This window comes from Amycolatopsis sp. MtRt-6 (genome assembly GCF_017308975.1).
Lineage (GTDB): Bacteria > Actinomycetota > Actinomycetes > Mycobacteriales > Pseudonocardiaceae > Amycolatopsis.
In genome coordinates, this window is the sequence record NZ_JADWPD010000009.1 from 13,711 (window position 1) to 30,855 (window position 17,145).

The 17,145-nt window shown below is 73.1% G+C and carries 14 protein-coding genes and 2 pseudogenes; 7 read left to right on the forward strand and 9 right to left on the reverse strand.

All coding sequences use genetic code 11. The features are described from left to right. The first annotated feature begins 110 nt into the window (after positions 1-110). From I4Q55_RS17030 to I4Q55_RS17040, 3 genes are read left to right on the forward strand one after another with little or no spacing between them, the layout of a single operon-like run. Positions 111-1,502, forward strand: a complete 1,392-nt coding sequence (locus tag I4Q55_RS17030) for an MFS transporter (protein ID WP_206788903.1) — start codon at positions 111-113, stop codon at positions 1,500-1,502. Further along, a complete protein-coding gene (locus I4Q55_RS17035) occupies positions 1,499-1,924 on the forward strand; it encodes a GAF domain-containing protein (protein ID WP_206788904.1) in 426 nt (141 codons plus the stop codon). The genes I4Q55_RS17030 and I4Q55_RS17035 overlap by 4 nt, the downstream gene beginning before the upstream one ends. Further along, on the forward strand, positions 1,921-3,135 hold the full coding sequence (locus tag I4Q55_RS17040) for an amidohydrolase family protein (RefSeq protein ID WP_206788905.1): 1,215 nt from the start codon (positions 1,921-1,923) through the stop codon (positions 3,133-3,135). Before I4Q55_RS17035 ends, I4Q55_RS17040 begins: the two co-directional genes overlap by 4 nt. Here I4Q55_RS17040 and I4Q55_RS17045 read toward each other — a convergent pair whose 3' ends face one another. Both I4Q55_RS17045 and I4Q55_RS17050 read right to left on the reverse strand, forming a co-directional pair. Further along, positions 3,136-4,200 (reverse strand): aldo/keto reductase, encoded by a 1,065-nt coding sequence (locus I4Q55_RS17045; protein WP_206788906.1) that lies wholly within the window; start codon positions 4,198-4,200, stop codon positions 3,136-3,138. A gap of 119 nt (positions 4,201-4,319) precedes the next feature. Next, on the reverse strand, positions 4,320-5,822 hold the full coding sequence (locus I4Q55_RS17050) for a tannase/feruloyl esterase family alpha/beta hydrolase (RefSeq protein WP_206788909.1): 1,503 nt from the start codon (positions 5,820-5,822) through the stop codon (positions 4,320-4,322). Between the two features lie 135 nt (positions 5,823-5,957). Here I4Q55_RS17050 and I4Q55_RS17055 point away from each other — a divergent pair, with 135 nt between their 5' ends. Further along, a complete protein-coding gene (locus I4Q55_RS17055; protein ID WP_206788911.1) occupies positions 5,958-8,651 on the forward strand; it encodes an AAA family ATPase in 2,694 nt (897 codons plus the stop codon). A gap of 94 nt (positions 8,652-8,745) precedes the next feature. Next, a complete protein-coding gene (locus tag I4Q55_RS17060; RefSeq protein WP_206788913.1) occupies positions 8,746-9,780 on the forward strand; it encodes an alpha/beta fold hydrolase in 1,035 nt (344 codons plus the stop codon). A gap of 30 nt (positions 9,781-9,810) precedes the next feature. Here the strand turns inward: I4Q55_RS17060 and I4Q55_RS17065 are convergent, their stop codons facing one another. From I4Q55_RS17065 to I4Q55_RS17075, 3 genes are all read right to left on the reverse strand, one after another. Continuing rightward, complete coding sequence (locus I4Q55_RS17065; RefSeq protein ID WP_206788915.1) at positions 9,811-10,584, reverse strand: alpha/beta fold hydrolase; 774 nt, start codon at positions 10,582-10,584, stop codon at positions 9,811-9,813. Next, a complete protein-coding gene (locus tag I4Q55_RS17070; RefSeq protein WP_206788917.1) occupies positions 10,584-11,015 on the reverse strand; it encodes an organic hydroperoxide resistance protein in 432 nt (143 codons plus the stop codon). The genes I4Q55_RS17065 and I4Q55_RS17070 overlap by 1 nt, the downstream gene beginning before the upstream one ends. A 74-nt stretch (positions 11,016-11,089) precedes the next feature. Further along, entirely contained in the window at positions 11,090-12,685 is a 1,596-nt protein-coding gene (locus I4Q55_RS17075; protein ID WP_206788919.1) for an ABC-F family ATP-binding cassette domain-containing protein, read from the reverse strand. A 193-nt stretch (positions 12,686-12,878) separates the two neighbouring features. On the opposite strand from I4Q55_RS17075, the gene I4Q55_RS17080 reads away from it, so the two are divergent. Next, the gene (locus I4Q55_RS17080; protein ID WP_206788920.1) at positions 12,879-13,895 is read left to right on the forward strand and encodes an NAD-dependent epimerase/dehydratase family protein; all 1,017 of its coding nucleotides are present in this window, start codon (positions 12,879-12,881) and stop codon (positions 13,893-13,895) included. Position 13,896: 1 nt separating this feature from the next. Here the strand turns inward: I4Q55_RS17080 and I4Q55_RS17085 are convergent, their stop codons facing one another. Next, a complete protein-coding gene (locus tag I4Q55_RS17085) occupies positions 13,897-14,370 on the reverse strand; it encodes a DUF4383 domain-containing protein (RefSeq protein ID WP_206788921.1) in 474 nt (157 codons plus the stop codon). After that, positions 14,367-14,787: pseudogene (larC, locus tag I4Q55_RS17090) on the reverse strand (nickel insertion protein). Before larC ends, I4Q55_RS17085 begins: the two are co-directional and overlap by 4 nt. Positions 14,788-15,311: 524 nt before the next feature. Between larC and I4Q55_RS49190 the strand changes: the two are divergent. After that, a pseudogene (locus tag I4Q55_RS49190) lies at positions 15,312-15,697 on the forward strand (aminodeoxychorismate/anthranilate synthase component II); the annotation flags it as partial. A 45-nt stretch (positions 15,698-15,742) separates the two neighbouring features. On the opposite strand, the gene I4Q55_RS49195 reads toward I4Q55_RS49190, so the two are convergent. Both I4Q55_RS49195 and I4Q55_RS17100 read right to left on the reverse strand, forming a co-directional pair. Next, a complete protein-coding gene (locus I4Q55_RS49195; protein ID WP_242546180.1) occupies positions 15,743-16,012 on the reverse strand; it encodes a hypothetical protein in 270 nt (89 codons plus the stop codon). A gap of 169 nt (positions 16,013-16,181) precedes the next feature. After that, a complete protein-coding gene (locus tag I4Q55_RS17100; protein ID WP_206788923.1) occupies positions 16,182-17,141 on the reverse strand; it encodes a helix-turn-helix transcriptional regulator in 960 nt (319 codons plus the stop codon). Positions 17,142-17,145 lie beyond the last annotated feature (4 nt).

Here is a 17,145-nt window from a genome sequence, read left to right on the forward strand (position 1 = left end):
TCGGCGCCTCCCCTCGGGTCGGGGTGAACCGTAACGCACTGCAAAGAACGTTGCAGATTTGTCGAAATGCAGTCTATGTTGTCGGCACTCCTCGACGGAAGGCGTTCCCCATGACGCTGCTGGCTCGACTGGACCGGCTCCCGCTGAGCCGTCCCCACTACAAGCTGCTGCTCATCGGCGGCCTCGGCTACACCTTCGACGGCATGGACTCGGCGGTCGTCGCCTTCCTCCTGCCCAGCGCGAAGGCGGTATGGCAGCTCGGCAACGGCCAGCTCGGCCTGATCGGCTCCGCGACGCCGTTCGGCTTCCTCTTCGGCGCGATCGCGGCCGGCCTGCTCGGCGACCGCATCGGCCGCAAGAAGGTCATGATGTACGCGCTGGCGTGCTACGCGGTGTTCTCGGTCGTCGCGTCCTTCGCGCCGAACTACGAAGTCTTCCTCGGCGCCCGCGTGCTGGCCGGGGCGGGCGCCGGTGCGGAAAGCGCGATCATCGCGCCGTTCCTGTCCGAGTTCGTCCCGGCCAAGCGGCGCGGCTGGTTCGTCGGCGCGCTCGCCGGGTTCTTCTCCTTCGGCTTCGTCGCGGCCGCGCTGATCGGGCGGTTCGTCGTGCCGTCGTTCGACGAGGGCTGGCGGGTCGCGCAGCTGATCACCGCGCTGCCGATCGTCATGCTGCTGTGGTGGCGCCGGTCCCTGCCCGAATCGCCGCGCTTCCTGCTCGCCCACGGCCGCGCCGCCGAGGCCGAGGCCGTCGTCGCGAAGATCGAGCGAGACGTCGAGAAGGCCACCGGCACGGCTCTCCCGCCGGTGCCGCCGTCCGACGCCCGGCCCGCGACCGAGACGCCGAAGGTGAACCTCCTCAGCGCGCTGAAGTTCCTGTGGAGCCCCGCGATGCGCCGCCGGACGGCGGTGATCTGGACCGTCTGGTTCGTGATCACGTTCTCCTACTACGGCTTCTTCTCGTGGATCCCGACGCTGCTCGTGGAACGCGGCATCACGGTGACGAAGAGCTTCGAGTTCTCGATCATCATCTACCTGGCCCAGGTGCCCGGGTACTTCTCGGCCGCGTGGCTGTCCGAACGGCTCGACCGCAAGCACACGATCGCGCTGTACCTGGCCGGCTCGGCGGTGAGCGCGTTCTGGCTGAGCCAGACGAGCGCGCCGTGGTCGATCACGCTGGCCGGCGCGGTGCTGTCGTTCTTCCTCAACGGCACCTACGCCGGGGTGTACTCGTACACGCCCGAGGTGTTCCCGACGTGGATCCGCGCCAGCGGCACCGGCCTGTCGAGCGCGTTCGGCCGCGTCGGCAGCATCCTCGCGCCGACGATCATCGGCCTGTCCGCGGCGAGCCTCGGCTTCGCCGGCGTCTTCGGCCTGACGACGGCGGTGCTGGCGGCCGGGGTGCTCTGCGTGCTGGTCTTCGGCCTGTCGACCGCGGGCCGCTCGCTGGAGGAACTGACCGAACACGGCGCCCCGGTGGCGGCCGCGAAGGAGATGACGAAGTGAGCTTGTCCACTGTGGAGGAACGGGTGCGCGCCGAGCTGGGCGTGCGGCTGTTCACCGTCCTCGCCTGGCTCCCGGAACGCCGGGCGCTGCGACGCGTGCACAGCAGCCACCCGGCGGAGTACCCGGTCGGCGGGGAGAAGACCGTCGAGGTCGCGGCGGGCTGGCTGGACCGGTGCATCACCGCGCGGAAGCCGTACTTCGGGCCGGACCGCGCGGCGGTGCGGGAGATCTTCACCGACCACGAGCTGATCGAATCCCTCGGCTGCGGCGCGATCATCAACGTGCCCGTGGTCGCGGACGGCCGGACGCTCGGGGTGCTCAACATCCTCGACGCGGAGGGCGCGTACGACGATTCTTCCGTTCGGGTGGCCGAGTCCCTCGCGCCGCTCGCCGTGGCCGCGCTTGCGGAGGAGGCACGATGACCGGCTCACTGCTCCTGCGCAACGCCCGCCTGCTCGACCCGCTCTCCGGCGACTACACCGAGGGCGACCTCCGGTGCGCCGACGGCCGGATCGCCGAGGTGGGGCCCCGCCTGGCCGCGGCCGACGTGCCCGCCCTCGACCTGCGGGGCGCCGTCGTGCTGCCCGGGCTGGTCGACGCGCACGTGCACGTCACGGCGTCGACCGCGGACCTGGGCTCGCTGCCGTCGGCGTCACCGTCCTATGTGGCCGCGCACGCCGCCCGGACGATGAGCCGGATGCTCGACCGCGGGTTCACCACGGTCCGCGACGCCTCGGGCGCCGACTACGGCCTCGCCGACGCCCAGGCGGAAGGCCTGTTCCGCGGTCCGCGGCTGCTGTTCTGCGGGCGCGCGCTGAGCCAGACCGGCGGCCACGGCGACAGCCGCACCCGCGGCACGCAGGTCAAAGACGACCACCCGTGCTGCGCGGGCCTGGGCCGGGTGGCCGACGGCGAGGACGCCGTCCGCGCGGCGGCCCGCGACGAGCTGCGCAAGGGCGCCCACCACATCAAGGTGATGGCCTCCGGCGGCGTCGCGTCCCCGACCGACCGCATCGACTCGACGCAGTATTCGGCCGGGGAGCTGCGCGCGATCGTCGAGGAAGCCGAGGCGGCCAACCGGTACGTCGCCGCGCACGCGTACACGGCCCGCGCCGTGAACCGCGCGCTGGAGCTGGGCGTCCGGTCGATCGAGCACGGCAACCTCATCGACGACCGCAGCGTTTCACTGTTCCGCGAGCACAACGCGTTCCTCGTGCCCACTTTGGTGACGTACTGGGCCCTGAAGGAGGAAGGCCGCGAGCACGGGCTCCCGGAAGCGAGCTGGCGCAAGGTGGACGAGGTCCTGGAAGCGGGCCTGGCGGCCCTGGACCGAGCCGCCCGCGGCGGCGTCCGCCTGGTCTACGGCACGGACCTCCTCGGCGGCATGCACCGCCACCAGAACCACGAGTTCCGCCTGCGCGCCGAGGTCCAGTCACCGGTGGAGATCCTCCGTTCGGCAACGTCGACGGCGGCGGAGCTGCTGAACCTCACCGGCGAGATCGGCACCCTCGCCGTGGGCGCGCACGCGGACCTGCTGGTGGTGAACGGAGACCCGCTGGCGGACATCGGAGTGCTGGCGGAGCCGAAGCACTTCCGGCACATCATCCAGGGCGGCGAGGTGGTGTCCGGCTGACTACCAGTTCCGCACCGGAGGCGCGTATCCCGCCGGCTTGTCGCCGACCTTCAGGCCCGGGCTCACGATCCAGTTCTGGTACGCCGGGGTGAACATGCGGTACACCGACGCCGGCTGGATCGCGCTCGCTTCGTCCAGCGTGGCTCGCAGCTCCGCCGGGATCTCGAAGTCCAGCGCCGCCATGCTCCTGCCGAGCTGGTCCGCGCTGCTCGCGCCGACGATCGCCGCCGCGATGCCCGGCTGGGTGGCCACCCAGTTGAGCGCCACCTGGGCCATCGTCACGCCCAGGGCGTTCGCGACCTCCTCCAGCGGCTTGAGGAGCTGCCAGTCGCGGTCGGTCCACGTGGGTGCGTCGCTGAGCCGCCCGGCGCCGCCGTCGCGGTACTTGCCGGTGAGGAAGCCGCCCGCCAGCGGGCTCCACGCCGTGATGCCGAGGCCGAGGGTCTGGCCCATCGGGACGTGCTCGGTCTCGATGTCGCGCTGCACCAAGGAATACGGCAGCTGCAGGTTGACCATCGGCGCCAGCGCGTGCGACTCCGCGAGCGTCTGGGCCCGCGCCGCGTACCAGCTCGGGACATCGGACAGGCCCGGGTAGCGGATCTTGCCCGCGCGGACCAGGTCGTCGAACGTGCGCACCACCTCCTCCACCGGAGTGATCCGGTCCCAGGTGTGGAGCAGGAAGACGTCGACGTGATCGGTGCCCAGACGGCGCAGGGACGCCTCGAGCGCGCGGATCATGTGCTTGCGCCCGTTGCCGCCGGCGTTGGGGTCGGCCGGGTCGACGCTGTTGGTGAACTTGGTGGTGAGCACCACGCGGTCGCGGACCTTCGCCTCGGCGATCAGCTTGCCGAGGATCGTCTCGCTTTCGCCCGCGGTGTAGAAGTCCGCCGTGTCCAGGAAGTTGCCGCCCTCGTCGAGGTACTTCCGGAAGATCGGGCGGACGTCGGCTTCGGTTTTGCCGTAGGCGGCGTGGAAACCGCCGGTGCCGAAGTTCATCGTGCCGAGTGCGAGCCGGCTGACGCGCAGGCCGGAGCGGCCGAGGAGGTAGTACTGGTCGAGTGCCATGACGTCAGCGTGCCGAGCCGATTTTGGACCCGCAAGTCCAGTCCGCTCCAACGCACCCAATGTGGCCTTCGGTGCGTTCAACGCACCGAAGGCCACATTGGGGCGCTTGGGGCCGGGACTCAGCGGCAGCGGTAGCTCGACGCCGTGGCCGGGTCACCGCCGGTGTACCGCGAAACCCGCGGCAACGGGCACAGGTCGCGCGTCTTGCCGTCCGTGGACGCCGCCGTCAGCGTCGCCGGCGCCTTGCCGTGCTCCACCCAGTCGACGAGCTGCCCGAGCGCGTTCGTCGGCTCCGGGCCGCCACCGCCGAAGCAGTGCTCGACACCCGGCGCGGGGAACAGCCGGTAGAAGTCGTTGACCCGGTGCGCGCCGCCCATCGTGCGTTCCACCTGGGCGCGGTAGGACAGCGTGCCGCCCGGCGGGATCAGCTGGTCGTTCGCGCCGACGAACGTGATCAGCTTGCCGCCGGCGCGGCGGAACGCCGACAGGTTCGGGTCGGACGTGCCGATGACGGCGTCGTACTCCCGCACCGACTGGCGGAACAGGGCCGCGAACTGCGCGTACGTGAGCTTCGAGGTGTCGAAGTCCGCCTGCTTCGCCAGGAACGACTGCACCCACTTCACGGCGACCGGGAAGCCCGGCGCGGTCAGCGTGCCGTCGGGACCGGGCTGGGTGCCGGCGAGCCAGGTGAAGTCGGCGCCCTTCGGCAGCCCGGCCCACAGCCTGCGGCCGTGTTCGTCCGTCGGGCCGGCCCAGATCTTGCGCACGACCTCGGCGTCCGCGGCCGTGACGGTGTACTCGTGGCCGTCGCAGACCACCTTCGTCCCGACGAGGCGGCGCGGGTCCCAGCCGCACTCGTCCGGCCGGTCGACGATGCCGTTGGTGACGCCGTCGCGCGCGTCGCACGCCTGGACCGCGGCCGTGCGGAACGCCGAAAGCACGCAGGGGCTGGGGAAGTCGTGACTGGAGTTCATCACGACCTGCGGCCACAGGGTCGCGACCGCGAACTGCGTCCAGTCGACGGCGGGCGCGTTGGCGAGGATGCCGTCGAAGTCCCCGGGGTACTTCTGGGCTTCGGAGTAGCCCTGGCGGCCGCCGGTCGAACAGCCGGTCCAATAGGAGTACGAGATCGGGCGCTGGTAGTACCGCTGCGTGACGGCCTTGCCGATGACGGCTTCTTCGTGCGCCGACCGGGTGGCGAAGTTGGTCAGGAGCGTCTGGTCGACCTGGCCGTCCTTGAGCGCCCAGGACGTGTCGAGGCCGTTCAGGGACACGCCCGCGTCGGTCGTCACGGCGGCGTAGCCGTCCTTGACCGCCTGGGGGAGCGCGTCGAAGTTGCCGGCGGCGTAGGCGCTGCCGCCGAGGGCCTGGAGCCGGCCGTTCCACCCGGTGTCCGGCAGGGCCACGGCGACCTTGACGTGGTCCGCGCCGGTGTGCGTGAGCGTGACGGTGATCTGGCAGTACGACGGCTGGGCCGCGGCCTGCACGGACTCGATCGTGGCGCCCGGCGGGGCGGGCACCGCGACGGCGGCGCACGGGGCCGGGGTTGCTGCCGAGGCGGCCGGCTGCGTGACGGTGGTCAGCAGAAGCGGCACGGCGGCAGCGAGAAGGAGGCGTTTCATCTGTCTCTCCGGTCGCTGGTCATTGCGGGGCAACGCTAGGTTCGGGGCCCGCGGCCCCGCGCCCGTCGGATGACGCTGCCGGCGTACGTCACTCGGCCGTGAGCTGCGGAAACACTGTTGGGTAAGGTCGTTTCCATGGCGCTGATCGGACGGGACACCGAGCTGAAGGAGCTGGGCGAGCTCGTCGACGGCCCGGCGGACCGCAGCGGCGTGGTGATTCGCGGCGAGGCGGGCATCGGCAAGTCCGCGCTGGTGGCCGCGACGGCCGCGGCGGCGTCGGTGGCCGGGCTGCGGGTGCTGCGGACGACCGGCGCCGAGGCGGAGCGGAACCTCGCTTACGCCGGTCTGCACCAGCTGCTGTACCCGGTCCGGGCCGGGGTGACGGAGCTGCCCGAGCCGCAGCGCGACGCCCTGCGGACGGCGTTGGGGCTGGCGTCGGGGGCGGAGCCGAGCGCGTACCTGGTCGGGCTGGCGGCGCTGACGCTGCTGGCCGACGAGGCGGCGGCCAAGCCGCTGCTGCTGGTGGCCGAGGACGCGCACTGGCTGGACCGCGCGAGCGCGGACGTCCTCGCGTTCGTGGCGCGGCGGATCGAGGCCGAGCCGATCGTCCTGGTGGCGACCCTGCGGGACGGTTTCGAGTCCCCGCTGGCCGACGCGGGCCTGGCGCCGATGGTGCTGGACCGCCTGCCGGCCGACACGGCGGCCGCGCTGCTGGATTCGGTCGCGCCCCGCCTGGCACCGGCGGTGCGGACAAGGCTGCTGGCGGAGGCGGCGGGGTTGCCGCTGGCGTTGACGGAGCTGCCGTCGGCGGTGGCGGAGCCGGCCGTGCTGGATCCGGTGCTGCCGCTGACGGAGCGCTTGGAGCGCACGTTCACGGCCCGGGTGGCGGCGCTGCCCGAGGTGACGCGCACGGCGCTGCTGGTGGCGGCGTTGAACGAGACGACATCGTTGACAGAGACGTTGGTGGCGACGAGCGCGCTGCTGGGGGTGGACGCCGATCCCGCGATCCTCGCTCCCGCCGTCGAAGCTCGGCTGATCGAGCTGTCCGCCGGGACCGTCACCTTCCGGCACCCGCTCATGCGGTCCGCCATCCCCGCCTCCGCCACCCCGCTCGACCGGCGGAACGCCCACCTCGCCCTCGTCGAAGCCCTCCGTGACCAGCCCGACCGCCGTGCCTGGCACCAGGCCGCCGCCAGCGCCGGGCCAGACGAAACCGTGGCCGCCGAACTCGAACGCACCGCCGAGCGGGCCCGCTTCCGCGGTGGGGCCGCCGCCGCGATCGCCGCCCTCGAACAGGCCGCGCGGCTGAGTCCCGGCGCCGACCGCAGAACCGACCGGCTGCTGCTGGCCGCCGAACTGGCCGTCGAGTCCGGGCGGCGGGAAACCGCCGAACGCCTGGTCCACGCCGCCAACCCCGCCGATCCGCGACGGCGGGCCACCGCGGGCCGGCTGCTCAGCGAGTTCGAAGACGGCGTCCGCGAGGACCCCGCCCGCGTCGCCGCACTCGCCCGGACCGCCGCCGACGTCGCCGCCGACGGGCAGCACGACGCCGCCATGCGCATCCTCTGGAGCGCCGCCATGCGCTGCTTCTGGACCGAACCCGGGCCCGAAGCGAGGAAAGATCTGCTCGACGTCGCCGACCGGCTGCCCGTCCCCGGCAGCGACCCGCGGATCGTCGCCGTCACCGCGTACGTCGCTCCCTTCGAACGCGGCGAGGCCGTCCTCGGACACCTGCGGGAGCTGGTCTCCAGGACCGGCGCCGATCCCGAGGTCGACCGGTACCTGGGCAGCGCCGCGCTGCAGGTCGGCGCCTTCGACCTCGCCGCCCGGTTCTCCGCTGCCGCCGCGCCCGGGCTGCGGGCGCAGGGCCGGCTCGGGCTGCTGCCGCGGGCGCTGGCCGTCCAGGCGTGGAGCCGCGTCCGGCTCGGCGACCTCGCCGGGGCCGTGCCCGCCGCCGCCGAAGCCGCCCGGTTCGCCCGGGAGACCGGCCAGCCGTTCATGGCCGGGTTCGCCACCGCGGTCCAGGCCGAAATCGCCGCCCTGCGCGGCGACCACAAGCAAGCCAAGACCCTGGCCGACGAGGCCGAACGCGCCGGGCTCGCGGCCGGCGCCCGGCCCGTGCTCGCCACCGTGCAGCTGACGCGCGGGCTGACGAACCTGAGCGAGGGCCGGTTCGAGGACGCCTTCGCCGATCTGCGCCGGCTGCTCGACCCGGCCGACCCCGCCTACCAGCTGGCGTTGCGCGCGTACTGCGTCCCGGAACTCACCGAAGCCGCGGTCCGGGCCGGGCAGACGGACGCGTTGCGGGACGTCGTGGCCGAACTCGAGGCCCTCGGCACCTCGGCACCCGCCCTGCGGATCGGCCTCCGGTACGCCCGGGCCGTCCTCGACCCCGGCGACGAGCTGTTCGCCGCGGCCCTCGACGCCGACCTGACCGGCTGGCCCGCCGAACGCGGCCGCGTCCACCTGGCGTTCGGTGAGTGGCTGCGGCGGCAGCGGCGGGTCGTCGAATCGCGGACGCACCTGCGGACCGCCCGCAAGACCTTCGACGCGCTCGGCATGGCCGCCTGGGCCGACCGCGCCCGGCGCGAGCTGCGCAGCGCGGGCGAGTCGAGCCCGAACCGCGGCCCGGACGCCCGCGACAAGCTGACCCCACACGAGCTGAGCATCGCGCAGCTGGCCGCGGAAGGGCTGACGAACCGGGAGATCGGGCAGCGGCTGTACCTTTCGCACCGGACCGTCGGCACCCACCTGCACCGGATCTTCCCCAAGCTGGGCGTGAGCTCCCGCGCCGACCTCGCCGGGATGCTGAAGACCCTCGAAGGGTGACGTACACCGGCTGCGTCACCTGACGGGCGCGAAGGTCACCAAGCCGCTCCTAACGTCGTGAAAGTCCCACCCACGTTCGGCGCAGGAGCAGCACATGATCAGCAGGAGAAGGTTCGGGCAGACGGTCGCGGCCGGGCTCGCGGCGACGTCCTTGGCGGCCTGCTCGCCGGGCACTCGCGCCGCCGCCCCCGCCGCGGCGCCCACTCCCGACCTGCGGGCCGGGTCCGGGGAACACACCTCGCTCGGCCCGGTCAAGCACGCCGACGCCGGGGTGCTCACCATGGCCTACCACGAGTTCGGGCCGGCGACCGGGCAGCCGGTGGTGCTGCTGCACGGCTGGCCGTACGACCCGTACAGCTACGTCGACGTCGCACCGATCCTGGCCGCGGCCGGCTACCGGGTGATCGTGCCCTACCTGCGCGGCTACGGCCCGACGGCGTTCAAGTCCGCCGAAACCGTCCGCAACGGCCAGCAGACGGCCGTGGCGCTTGACGTCGTCGCCCTGCTGGACGCGCTCAAAATCGACAAGGCCGTCTTCGGCGGCTACGACTGGGGCGGCCGGACCGTCGACATCATCGCCGCGCTGTGGCCGCAGCGCTGCAAGGCGATCGTCGCCGTCAGCGGGTACATCGTCACGAACCTCGCCGCGAACCAGAAGCCACTGGCCCCGCAGGCCGAACTCGGCTGGTGGTACCAGTACTACTTCGCGACCGAGCGCGGCCGCGCCGGCTACGCGGCCAACCGCCACGACTTCAACAAGCTGATCTGGAAGACCGCGTCCCCGGCCTGGAAGTTCGACGACGCGACGTACGACCGCAGCGCGGCCGCGTTCGACAACCCGGACCACGTCGCCATCGTCATCCACAACTACCGCTGGCGCCTGAGCCTCGCGCCGGGCGAGCCGCAGTACGAGACGTACGAACAGAAACTGGCCGCCGGCGCGACCATCGGCGTCCCGTCGATCACCATCGGCAGCGACTTCGACGGCGCCGCCAAGGACGGCAAGGCCTACCGCGCCAAGTTCACCGGCAAGTACGAGCACCGGGTGTTCGACGGCATCGGCCACAACGTGCCGCAGGAAGCACCCCGGCCGTTCGCCCAGGCGATCGTCGACGCCGACCGGATGTGAAGAAAGGGGCCCGGAACACCGGGCCCCTTTTCAGCGCGTCGCGCGGTGGATGACGTCGACCACGGCGCCGGGCGCGGCCGACGCGATCGCGTGCGGCGAGTCCACCTCCGTGATCGACGCGTGCGCGCGCCGGGCCTCGAACCGTTCCGCCGCCGGGGGAATCGCCTGGTCGCGGGTCGCGACGAGAGCGTACTTCCGGATACCCGCCGGCGCGGTGGCGGTGGTCTTCTCGTCGAAGGCCGCCGCCAGGATCGGGCGCTGGCCCGCCGCCGCGACGGCCGTGTCGAGCGCCGGGAGTTCCGCGGCGAACAGCGAGGGGTAGCTCGCCGCGTTCACGAACAGCTCCGGACCCACGGTGTGCGTCGTCGACGGGCCGATGAGCGACCCGGGGAACTGGGCGTTCAGCTGCCCGGCCGTCTCACCCGCCTCCGGGATGAACGCCGCCGCGTAGACCAGGGCCCGCACGTCGGCCGTCCGGCTCGCCAGCTCGCTGATCAGCAGGCCGCCGTACGAATGCCCGACGAGGATCTTCGGGCCGGGCACCGCATCGAGAATCCCCTGCAGCGAAGCGACGTCCGCGGCGATTCCCCGCAGTGGAACCGCGGGCGCCACGACCGGGTAGTGCTCGGCCAGCAGCCGCCGGGTCACCGGTGCCCACGCGGAAGCGTCCTCGAACGCGCCGTGCACCAGCACGACCGTCGGCTTCGGGCGCGCGGGCGCGGCGGCGACGCCGGGGGAGGCGGCGGTGAGCACGCCCGCCCCGGCGATCGCCACGGCGGCCAGCGCCGTGAGCGCGTGCTTCATCAGGCGACCGTCGCGTCGAGGGTGACCTCGATGTTGCCGCGGGTGGCTTTCGAGTACGGGCACACCTGGTGCGCGCCCTGGACGAGCTCGTCGGCGGTGGCCTGGTCGATGCCCGTCGCCTCCAGGTGCAGCACCGCGCTGAGCTTGAACTCGCCCGCCTCGGTGTCGTGGTGCAGGGTCACCTCGGCGACCACGGCGAGGTCGTTCAGCGGCACCTTCTTCGCGCCCGCGACACGGCGCACGGCCCCGACGAAGCAGGACGCCCAGCCCGCGGCGAACAGCTGCTCCGGGTTGGTGCCGTCGCCCGCGCCGCCGAAGGCCTTGGGCACGGCGAGGGTGACGTCGAGCGCGCCGTCGTCGGAGGTCGCGCGGCCGCCGTTGCGGCCCTCCGCGGTGGAGGTGGCGACGGCGGTGTAGGTCACTTCGGACATGGTGTTCCTTTGCTCTCGGGGTGGTGATCCCAAGTTAGGAACCCGCGTACGCGCGCGGCGACCGTCGCACGACGTCACCCGTGTACGTCACCGGCTTCCAGCCGCAACCAGCGGTCGATCCCGATCGCGTCGAGGAAGCGTTCGTCGTGGCTCACCACCACGAACGCGCCGCGGAACGCCGTCAGCGCGCTCTCCAGCTGCCCGGTGCTGACCAGGTCGAGGTTGTTCGTCGGCTCGTCCAGCAACAGCAGCTGCGGCGCCGGTTCGGCGAACAGGACGCAGGCGAGCGTGGCGCGCAGCCGCTCCCCGCCGGAGAGTGCGCCGACCGGCAGGTGCACCCGGGCGCCGCGGAACAGGAAGCGGGCCAGCAGGTTCATCCGCCGGTCGGCCGGCAGCGCCGGGGCGGCGGCCGCCAGGTTCTCGGCGACGCTGCGGTCGTCGTCGAGCAGGTCGAGGCGCTGGGACAGGAAGGCGATCCGGCCGTCGGCGCGGGTGAGCGTGCCGCCGTCGGGCTCGAGATCGCCGTCGACCAGCCGCAGCAGCGTCGACTTCCCGGCGCCGTTGGGGCCGGTGAGCGCGATCCGCTCGGGACCGCGGATCGCCAGGTCGACGCCGTCCCCGAAGAGGTCGCGGACCCGCAGGCCCGCGCCGAGGAAGAGCGTCCGGCCCGCCGGGACCTCCGTCTGCGGCAGCTGCAGGCTGATCTTCTGCTCGGTGCGCAGTTCGCGCTCGGCCTGGTCGAGCTTGGCCTTCGCGGCACCGACTCGGGCGGCGTGCGTGCCGTCGGCCTTGGCCGCCGACTCCTGAGCGTTGCGCTTCATCGTGCCGGCGAAGATCTTCGGCAGCCCGGCGTTGCCGAGGTTGCGCGACGCGGTGGACGCCCGGCGCGCGGCGCGTTCGCGGGCCTGCTGCAGCTCCCGCTTCTCGCGCTTGACCTCCTGCTCGGCGGTGCGGATGTTCTTCTCGGCGACCTCGCGCGCGGCTTGGACGGCTGCCTCGTACGCGGTGAAGTTGCCCCCGTGGAACCGGATTTCGCCGCGGTACAGCTCGGCGATCCGGTCCATCCGGTCGAGCAGCGCGCGGTCGTGGCTGACGACGAGCAGGCAGCCGGACCAGTCGTCGAGCACCGCGTACAGCTTGTGCCGCGCTTCGGTGTCCAGGTTGTTGGTGGGCTCGTCGAGCAGCAGCACGTCCGGCCGCTTCAGCAGTTGCGCGGCCAGGCCCAGCGACACGATCTGGCCGCCGCTGAGGGTGCCCAGCGTGCGGTCGAGCCCGATGCCGGCGAGGCCGAGCCGGTCGAGCTGCGCGCGGGTGCGCTCCTCGATGTCCCAGTCGGTGCCGATGGTGGTGAAGTGCGCTTCGTCGACGTCGCCGGATTCGACGGCGGCGAGCGCGCGCAGCACCGGGGCGACGCCGAGGATTTCGGCGACCGACGGCTCCCCGCTCAGCGGCAGGTCCTGCGGGAGGTAGCCGAGCACGCCGTCGGTGGTGACGCTCCCGGCGGCCGGGGCGAGGACGCCGGCGACGAGCTTCAGCAGTGTCGTCTTGCCGGAGCCGTTCGGGGCGACGAGACCGGTGCGGCCGCTCGGGAACGTGGCGGACAGGCGGTCGAAGACGGAGGTGTCGTCCGGCCAGGAGAAGGACAGGCCGGACAGCACGATTTCGGACATGGCGAAGACCTCGGGTGGGTGAAAGCGGAAAAGGGGACGTCGACGGCGGCCCGCACCGGCTGTGCCGGGGGCCTGCGCACTCCGGGGCTACCCGGAGATGTCGACGTCACCTGCCACGACTGGTCTCCTCCAGACGATCTTCCCTTCCGAAGATAGCAGGATTGGCGGGCCGGGTCCCGGGTAACCGGCCCGGATGCGCATCGTGGTGACCGGAGCGACGGGCAACATCGGGACCGGGGTCGTACGCGCCTTGCGCGCCGATCCGCAGGTCGAGACGATCGTCGGGCTCGCCAGACGTCCGGCGGAAGGCGTGGTGACGGCGGACGTCGAACGCGACGACCTCGTGCCGCTCTTCCGCGGTGCCGACGCGGTCGTGCACCTGGCGTGGCTGTTCCAGCCCACCCGCCGGCCCGAACGCACGTGGCGCGCGAACGTCCTCGGCTCGCTGCGGGTGTTCGACGCGGTGGCCGCGGCGGGTGTGCCCAAGCTCGTCCACACCTCGTCGATCGGGGCGTACTCGCCGCGGGAGGACGACGAGCCGGTCACCGAGGACTGGCCGACGCACGGCTGGCCGGGCGCGGCCTACACGCGGGAAAAGGCTTATCTGGAACGGTATCTCGACGCGTTCGAGGCGCGGCACCCGAAGCTCGACGTCGTCCGGCTGCGGCCGGGGTTCGTCTTCCAGCGCAGTGCCGCGACCGCACAGCGCCGCCTGTTCGCCGGGCCGTTCCTCCCGGGTTTGCGGCCGGGGCTGATCCCCCTCGTCCCGGACGTGCGCGGGCTGCGCGTCCAGGTGGTGCACACCGACGACCTGGCCGACGCCGTCCGCCGGGTGGTGACGCGCCCCGTGCGCGGGCCGTTCAACATCGCGGCCGGGCCGGTCGTGGACCCCCGGTTCGTGGCGGACCTGCTGGGCGCGCGCACGGTCCCGGTCCCGGCTGCGGTGGTCCGCGCGGCGGTGGACGCGGCGTGGCGGCTGCACGCGGTTCCCGTCACCCCGGGCCTCTTCGACGCGGTCATGCGGCTGCCGGTGCTGGACACGCGCCGCGCGGAGTCCGAACTGGACTGGCAGCCCCGGCACGATGCCGCGTTCGCGCTGAAGGAGTTCCTCGCGGGCTTGCGCGCGGGCGCCGGGGCGGACACGGCCCCGCTGGCCCCGGACCGCCACCGGCTGCACGAGATCTCGACCGGCGTGGGCCGCGAACCCTGAGTCAGTGGCCCTGCTTCTCGGGCTCCGGGTACTGGCCGCGGGCCCGGTCGGCCGCCGCCGTCGCGACGCCCGCGGCGATCATCGCCACGCCGAGACCGAGGTGCAGCCAGTCGGCGGCGTTGTCGAGCGGGACGAAGTTGGCCGGGCTGTCGTGGTCCAGCGCGAGGCCGAACACCCACAGCAGTACGTAGATCCCGCCGCCGATCATCAGGAACGCCCGCGAGCTCCCGTTGGCGCGGGCGGCGAGGACGCCGAGCACCCCGAACAGCAGGTGGACGAGGTTGTGCAGCACCGACACGGTGAACACGCCGAACAGCTGCGCGCCCGACTCGTGACCGGCGAACCTCAGCGCGTCGTAGTCCGTGGTGATGCCGGGGACGAACCCCAGCACGCCGACGAGCAGGAACGCGGCACCGAACAGCAGGGCGGCGGCCCGGGCGGTGCTCCGCCGGGGCCGGGCATGGACGTCTGTCATGGTGCCCGGCTACCCGCCGCGGACCCGGGCAAACGCGCTTCGGCGCGCACCTCGTCCAGGACCCGGCGCAGCGGCTGCCCGGCCGCCCGCACCTCCTCGTACTCGGGCTGGGCCGTGACGACCTCCCCGTTCAGGTAGCCGCGCTTCACGCTGACCGGCGTGCCCCGGTAGTCCACCGTGACGCTGTCCCGCGGCAGTGCGCGCCGCTCGACCGGGGACAGCCGGACCCAGCGTCGTGGTGTGGGCGAAGACCGCCGCGCAGACGCCGTCGACGCGGTCCTCGGCCGCCAGCGCCGTCAGGAGGACGCCCGGCCGGCCCTTCGCGGCGGTCACCGGCGCGCACCAGGCGTCGGCCGCGCCCGCCTCGCGCAGGGCGGCCAACACCTCCGGCCACAGCCGGGGATCCAGATCGTCCACAGTGGTCTCGACGAACCGTCATCGCCGAACGTGCCCAGGACGGCGGCGCCGCGGCCGACCCGACGACCACGCGGACAACGTTGGCGTGCCCGGGTGGGTCGGCGGTGCCCGACGCCCACCTTCACCGGCACGCACGCCGGCATGGGGCCGTACGCGTCGGCCAGCGTCACGAGCAGCGCGGCGCTGGTCGGCGACCACGAGCGGACACAGTTCCGAGTCCCACAGAGCCGAGTCCCACAGAGCCGAGTCCCGCAGAGCCGGGCCGTGACCCGGTGATCACCTCCGCGCTCGCCCCGGCGACCGGCTGCACCGGCACGTCGTCCCCCTGGGCACGGCGGTCGACCCGGTCACGGCCGCCGCGGCCCTGCGCTCCGCCGGCCGCGTCATGCTGACCGGGGGCGCCGACCCGGTCCTCGCCGCCGGCGAGCTGGCCGTCCTTTCCCACCCCGGCGGCGGCTCGCCGCTGACCGCCGCCGTCGACCTCCTGCGCGGGCGCTCGGCGTGACGGTGGAAGGGGCGGCCGCGTGATCTGCGTGATCGACAGCTACGACTCGTTCGTCTACAACCTGATGCAGTACCGCAACGACGAGCTGACCGTGGCCGACGTCGCCGCGCTCGCCCCGGAGCTGGTCCTGATCTCCCCGGGCCCGGGCGACCCGGCGGACGCGGGCATCTCGGTGGAGCTGGTCCGCGAGCTGGCCGGGCGCCTGCCACTGCTCGGCGTCTGCCTCGGCCACCAGGCCATCGGCGCGGCGTTCGGCGCCCGGGTGGTCCACGCGGCCGAGCCGATGCACGGCAAGTGGCGACGGGCGAGGTGATGGGCGTCCGGCACCGGTCACTGCCGGTCGAGGGGGTCCAGTTCCACCCCGAGTCGCTGTTCACCGAGGAAGGCATGGCGATGGTGGCGAACGATGCGCTCACGCACCCTCGTGCGCGGTGCGGCGAGCTGGGCGAGCTAGGCGAGCTCGGCCGAGACGACCGACGGCAGCCCGCGCAGCCGGGCGAGCAGGGACGCGGTCTCCTCGGCCGCGAGCAGGACGGCGCAGACCATGCTGCTCTCGCGGACACCGTCCTTGATGTCGACCGACAGCTCGTGGACGAGCCGGCCTTCGAGGGCGCCGACCAGCGCGGGGATCTCCTCGGCACCGCCGACGAAGTAGGTGGCGATGCGGCGGCGCAGCAGCATGGCGGAGCGCGGCGCGGGAACGGCGAACGAAGTGGACATGGCGGATCTCCCGGGTGGAGGGGGAACGAGATCGGGGCCAGGTCCCGGAAAAGGCGGTCGCCAACGCTGCGCGCCGGCGACCTGGGTTCAGCCGGCGCGCCGGGTTACGAGTCGCGAGGACAACGTCGGGCGCAGCACGGCGACAGGCTAACACGGTGCGCGCGGCCCGTCAGCTCGCCCGGATGATCCCCAGGCCGAGCGGCGTGATCTCGTGGATCTGCGACTTCCCCGACCGGTTGCTGCCGATCAGCCCGCTGGCCCGCAGCACCGACGCGTGCTGGCTCGCCGTGGCCGGGGAAATGCCCGTCAGCTCGGCCAGCTCGCTCGTGTTGCACCGGGTCGTCGCGATCGTCACCAGCACCCGGGCCCGCGTCTGGCCGAGCAGTGCCGCCAGTGACGGGCCTGGCTCCGCGTCGCTGTCGAACCGCGGGTGGCTGATCGCGTAGACCAGGGCGGGCGGGCGGGCCGGGTCCTTGTACGTCGTCGGCATGCCGTGGGCGAAGAACGCCGGGACCAGCCGCAGCCCGCGGCCGTTGAGGTGCAGCTCCTGCTCGATCGGGAAGCGCACCCGCAGCACCGGCGGTGCCCACGTCACGTCCGGGTGCAACGTCGAGAGCAGCAGCTGCGGCCCGCCCCGGTCCAGGTTGGCCTGCAGCCGGTGGCGGTCGCGGGCCACCGCGCGGCGGACCGCCGCCCAGTCCGGGGCGACGCACTGGCGGTAGTAGTCGTGCAGGGCCGTGCCCAGCCGCCGCAGCTCGCCCGGCTCGCCGTCGCCGACGCGGCGCAGCCAGGCCGGGACGTGGGTGCCCTGCGCCGCCAGCTCGGCGACGTCGCCGGCCAGCGTGCCGACCGGCGTTTCGAGCACCGCGGAGACGCCCTCGCCGATCGTGCGGGCGCCGGCCGGGGTGAGGAAGTCCGGGCAGTAGCCGTACGGCGGGACGGCGGACATCAGCAGCCGGCCGGACTGCGGGACCGCCGAGCGCGACCCCCGCCGCCAGCGGCCGAAGAACGGCTCACCCTCCGGCCGCCGGATGCGGTAGCTGCTCATCAGCAGCTCCCACATCGGATCGGCGTCCTCGGCGATGGTGATCTTCGCCAGGTCCGCTTCCGTGAAGTGAACTTTCAACATCCGC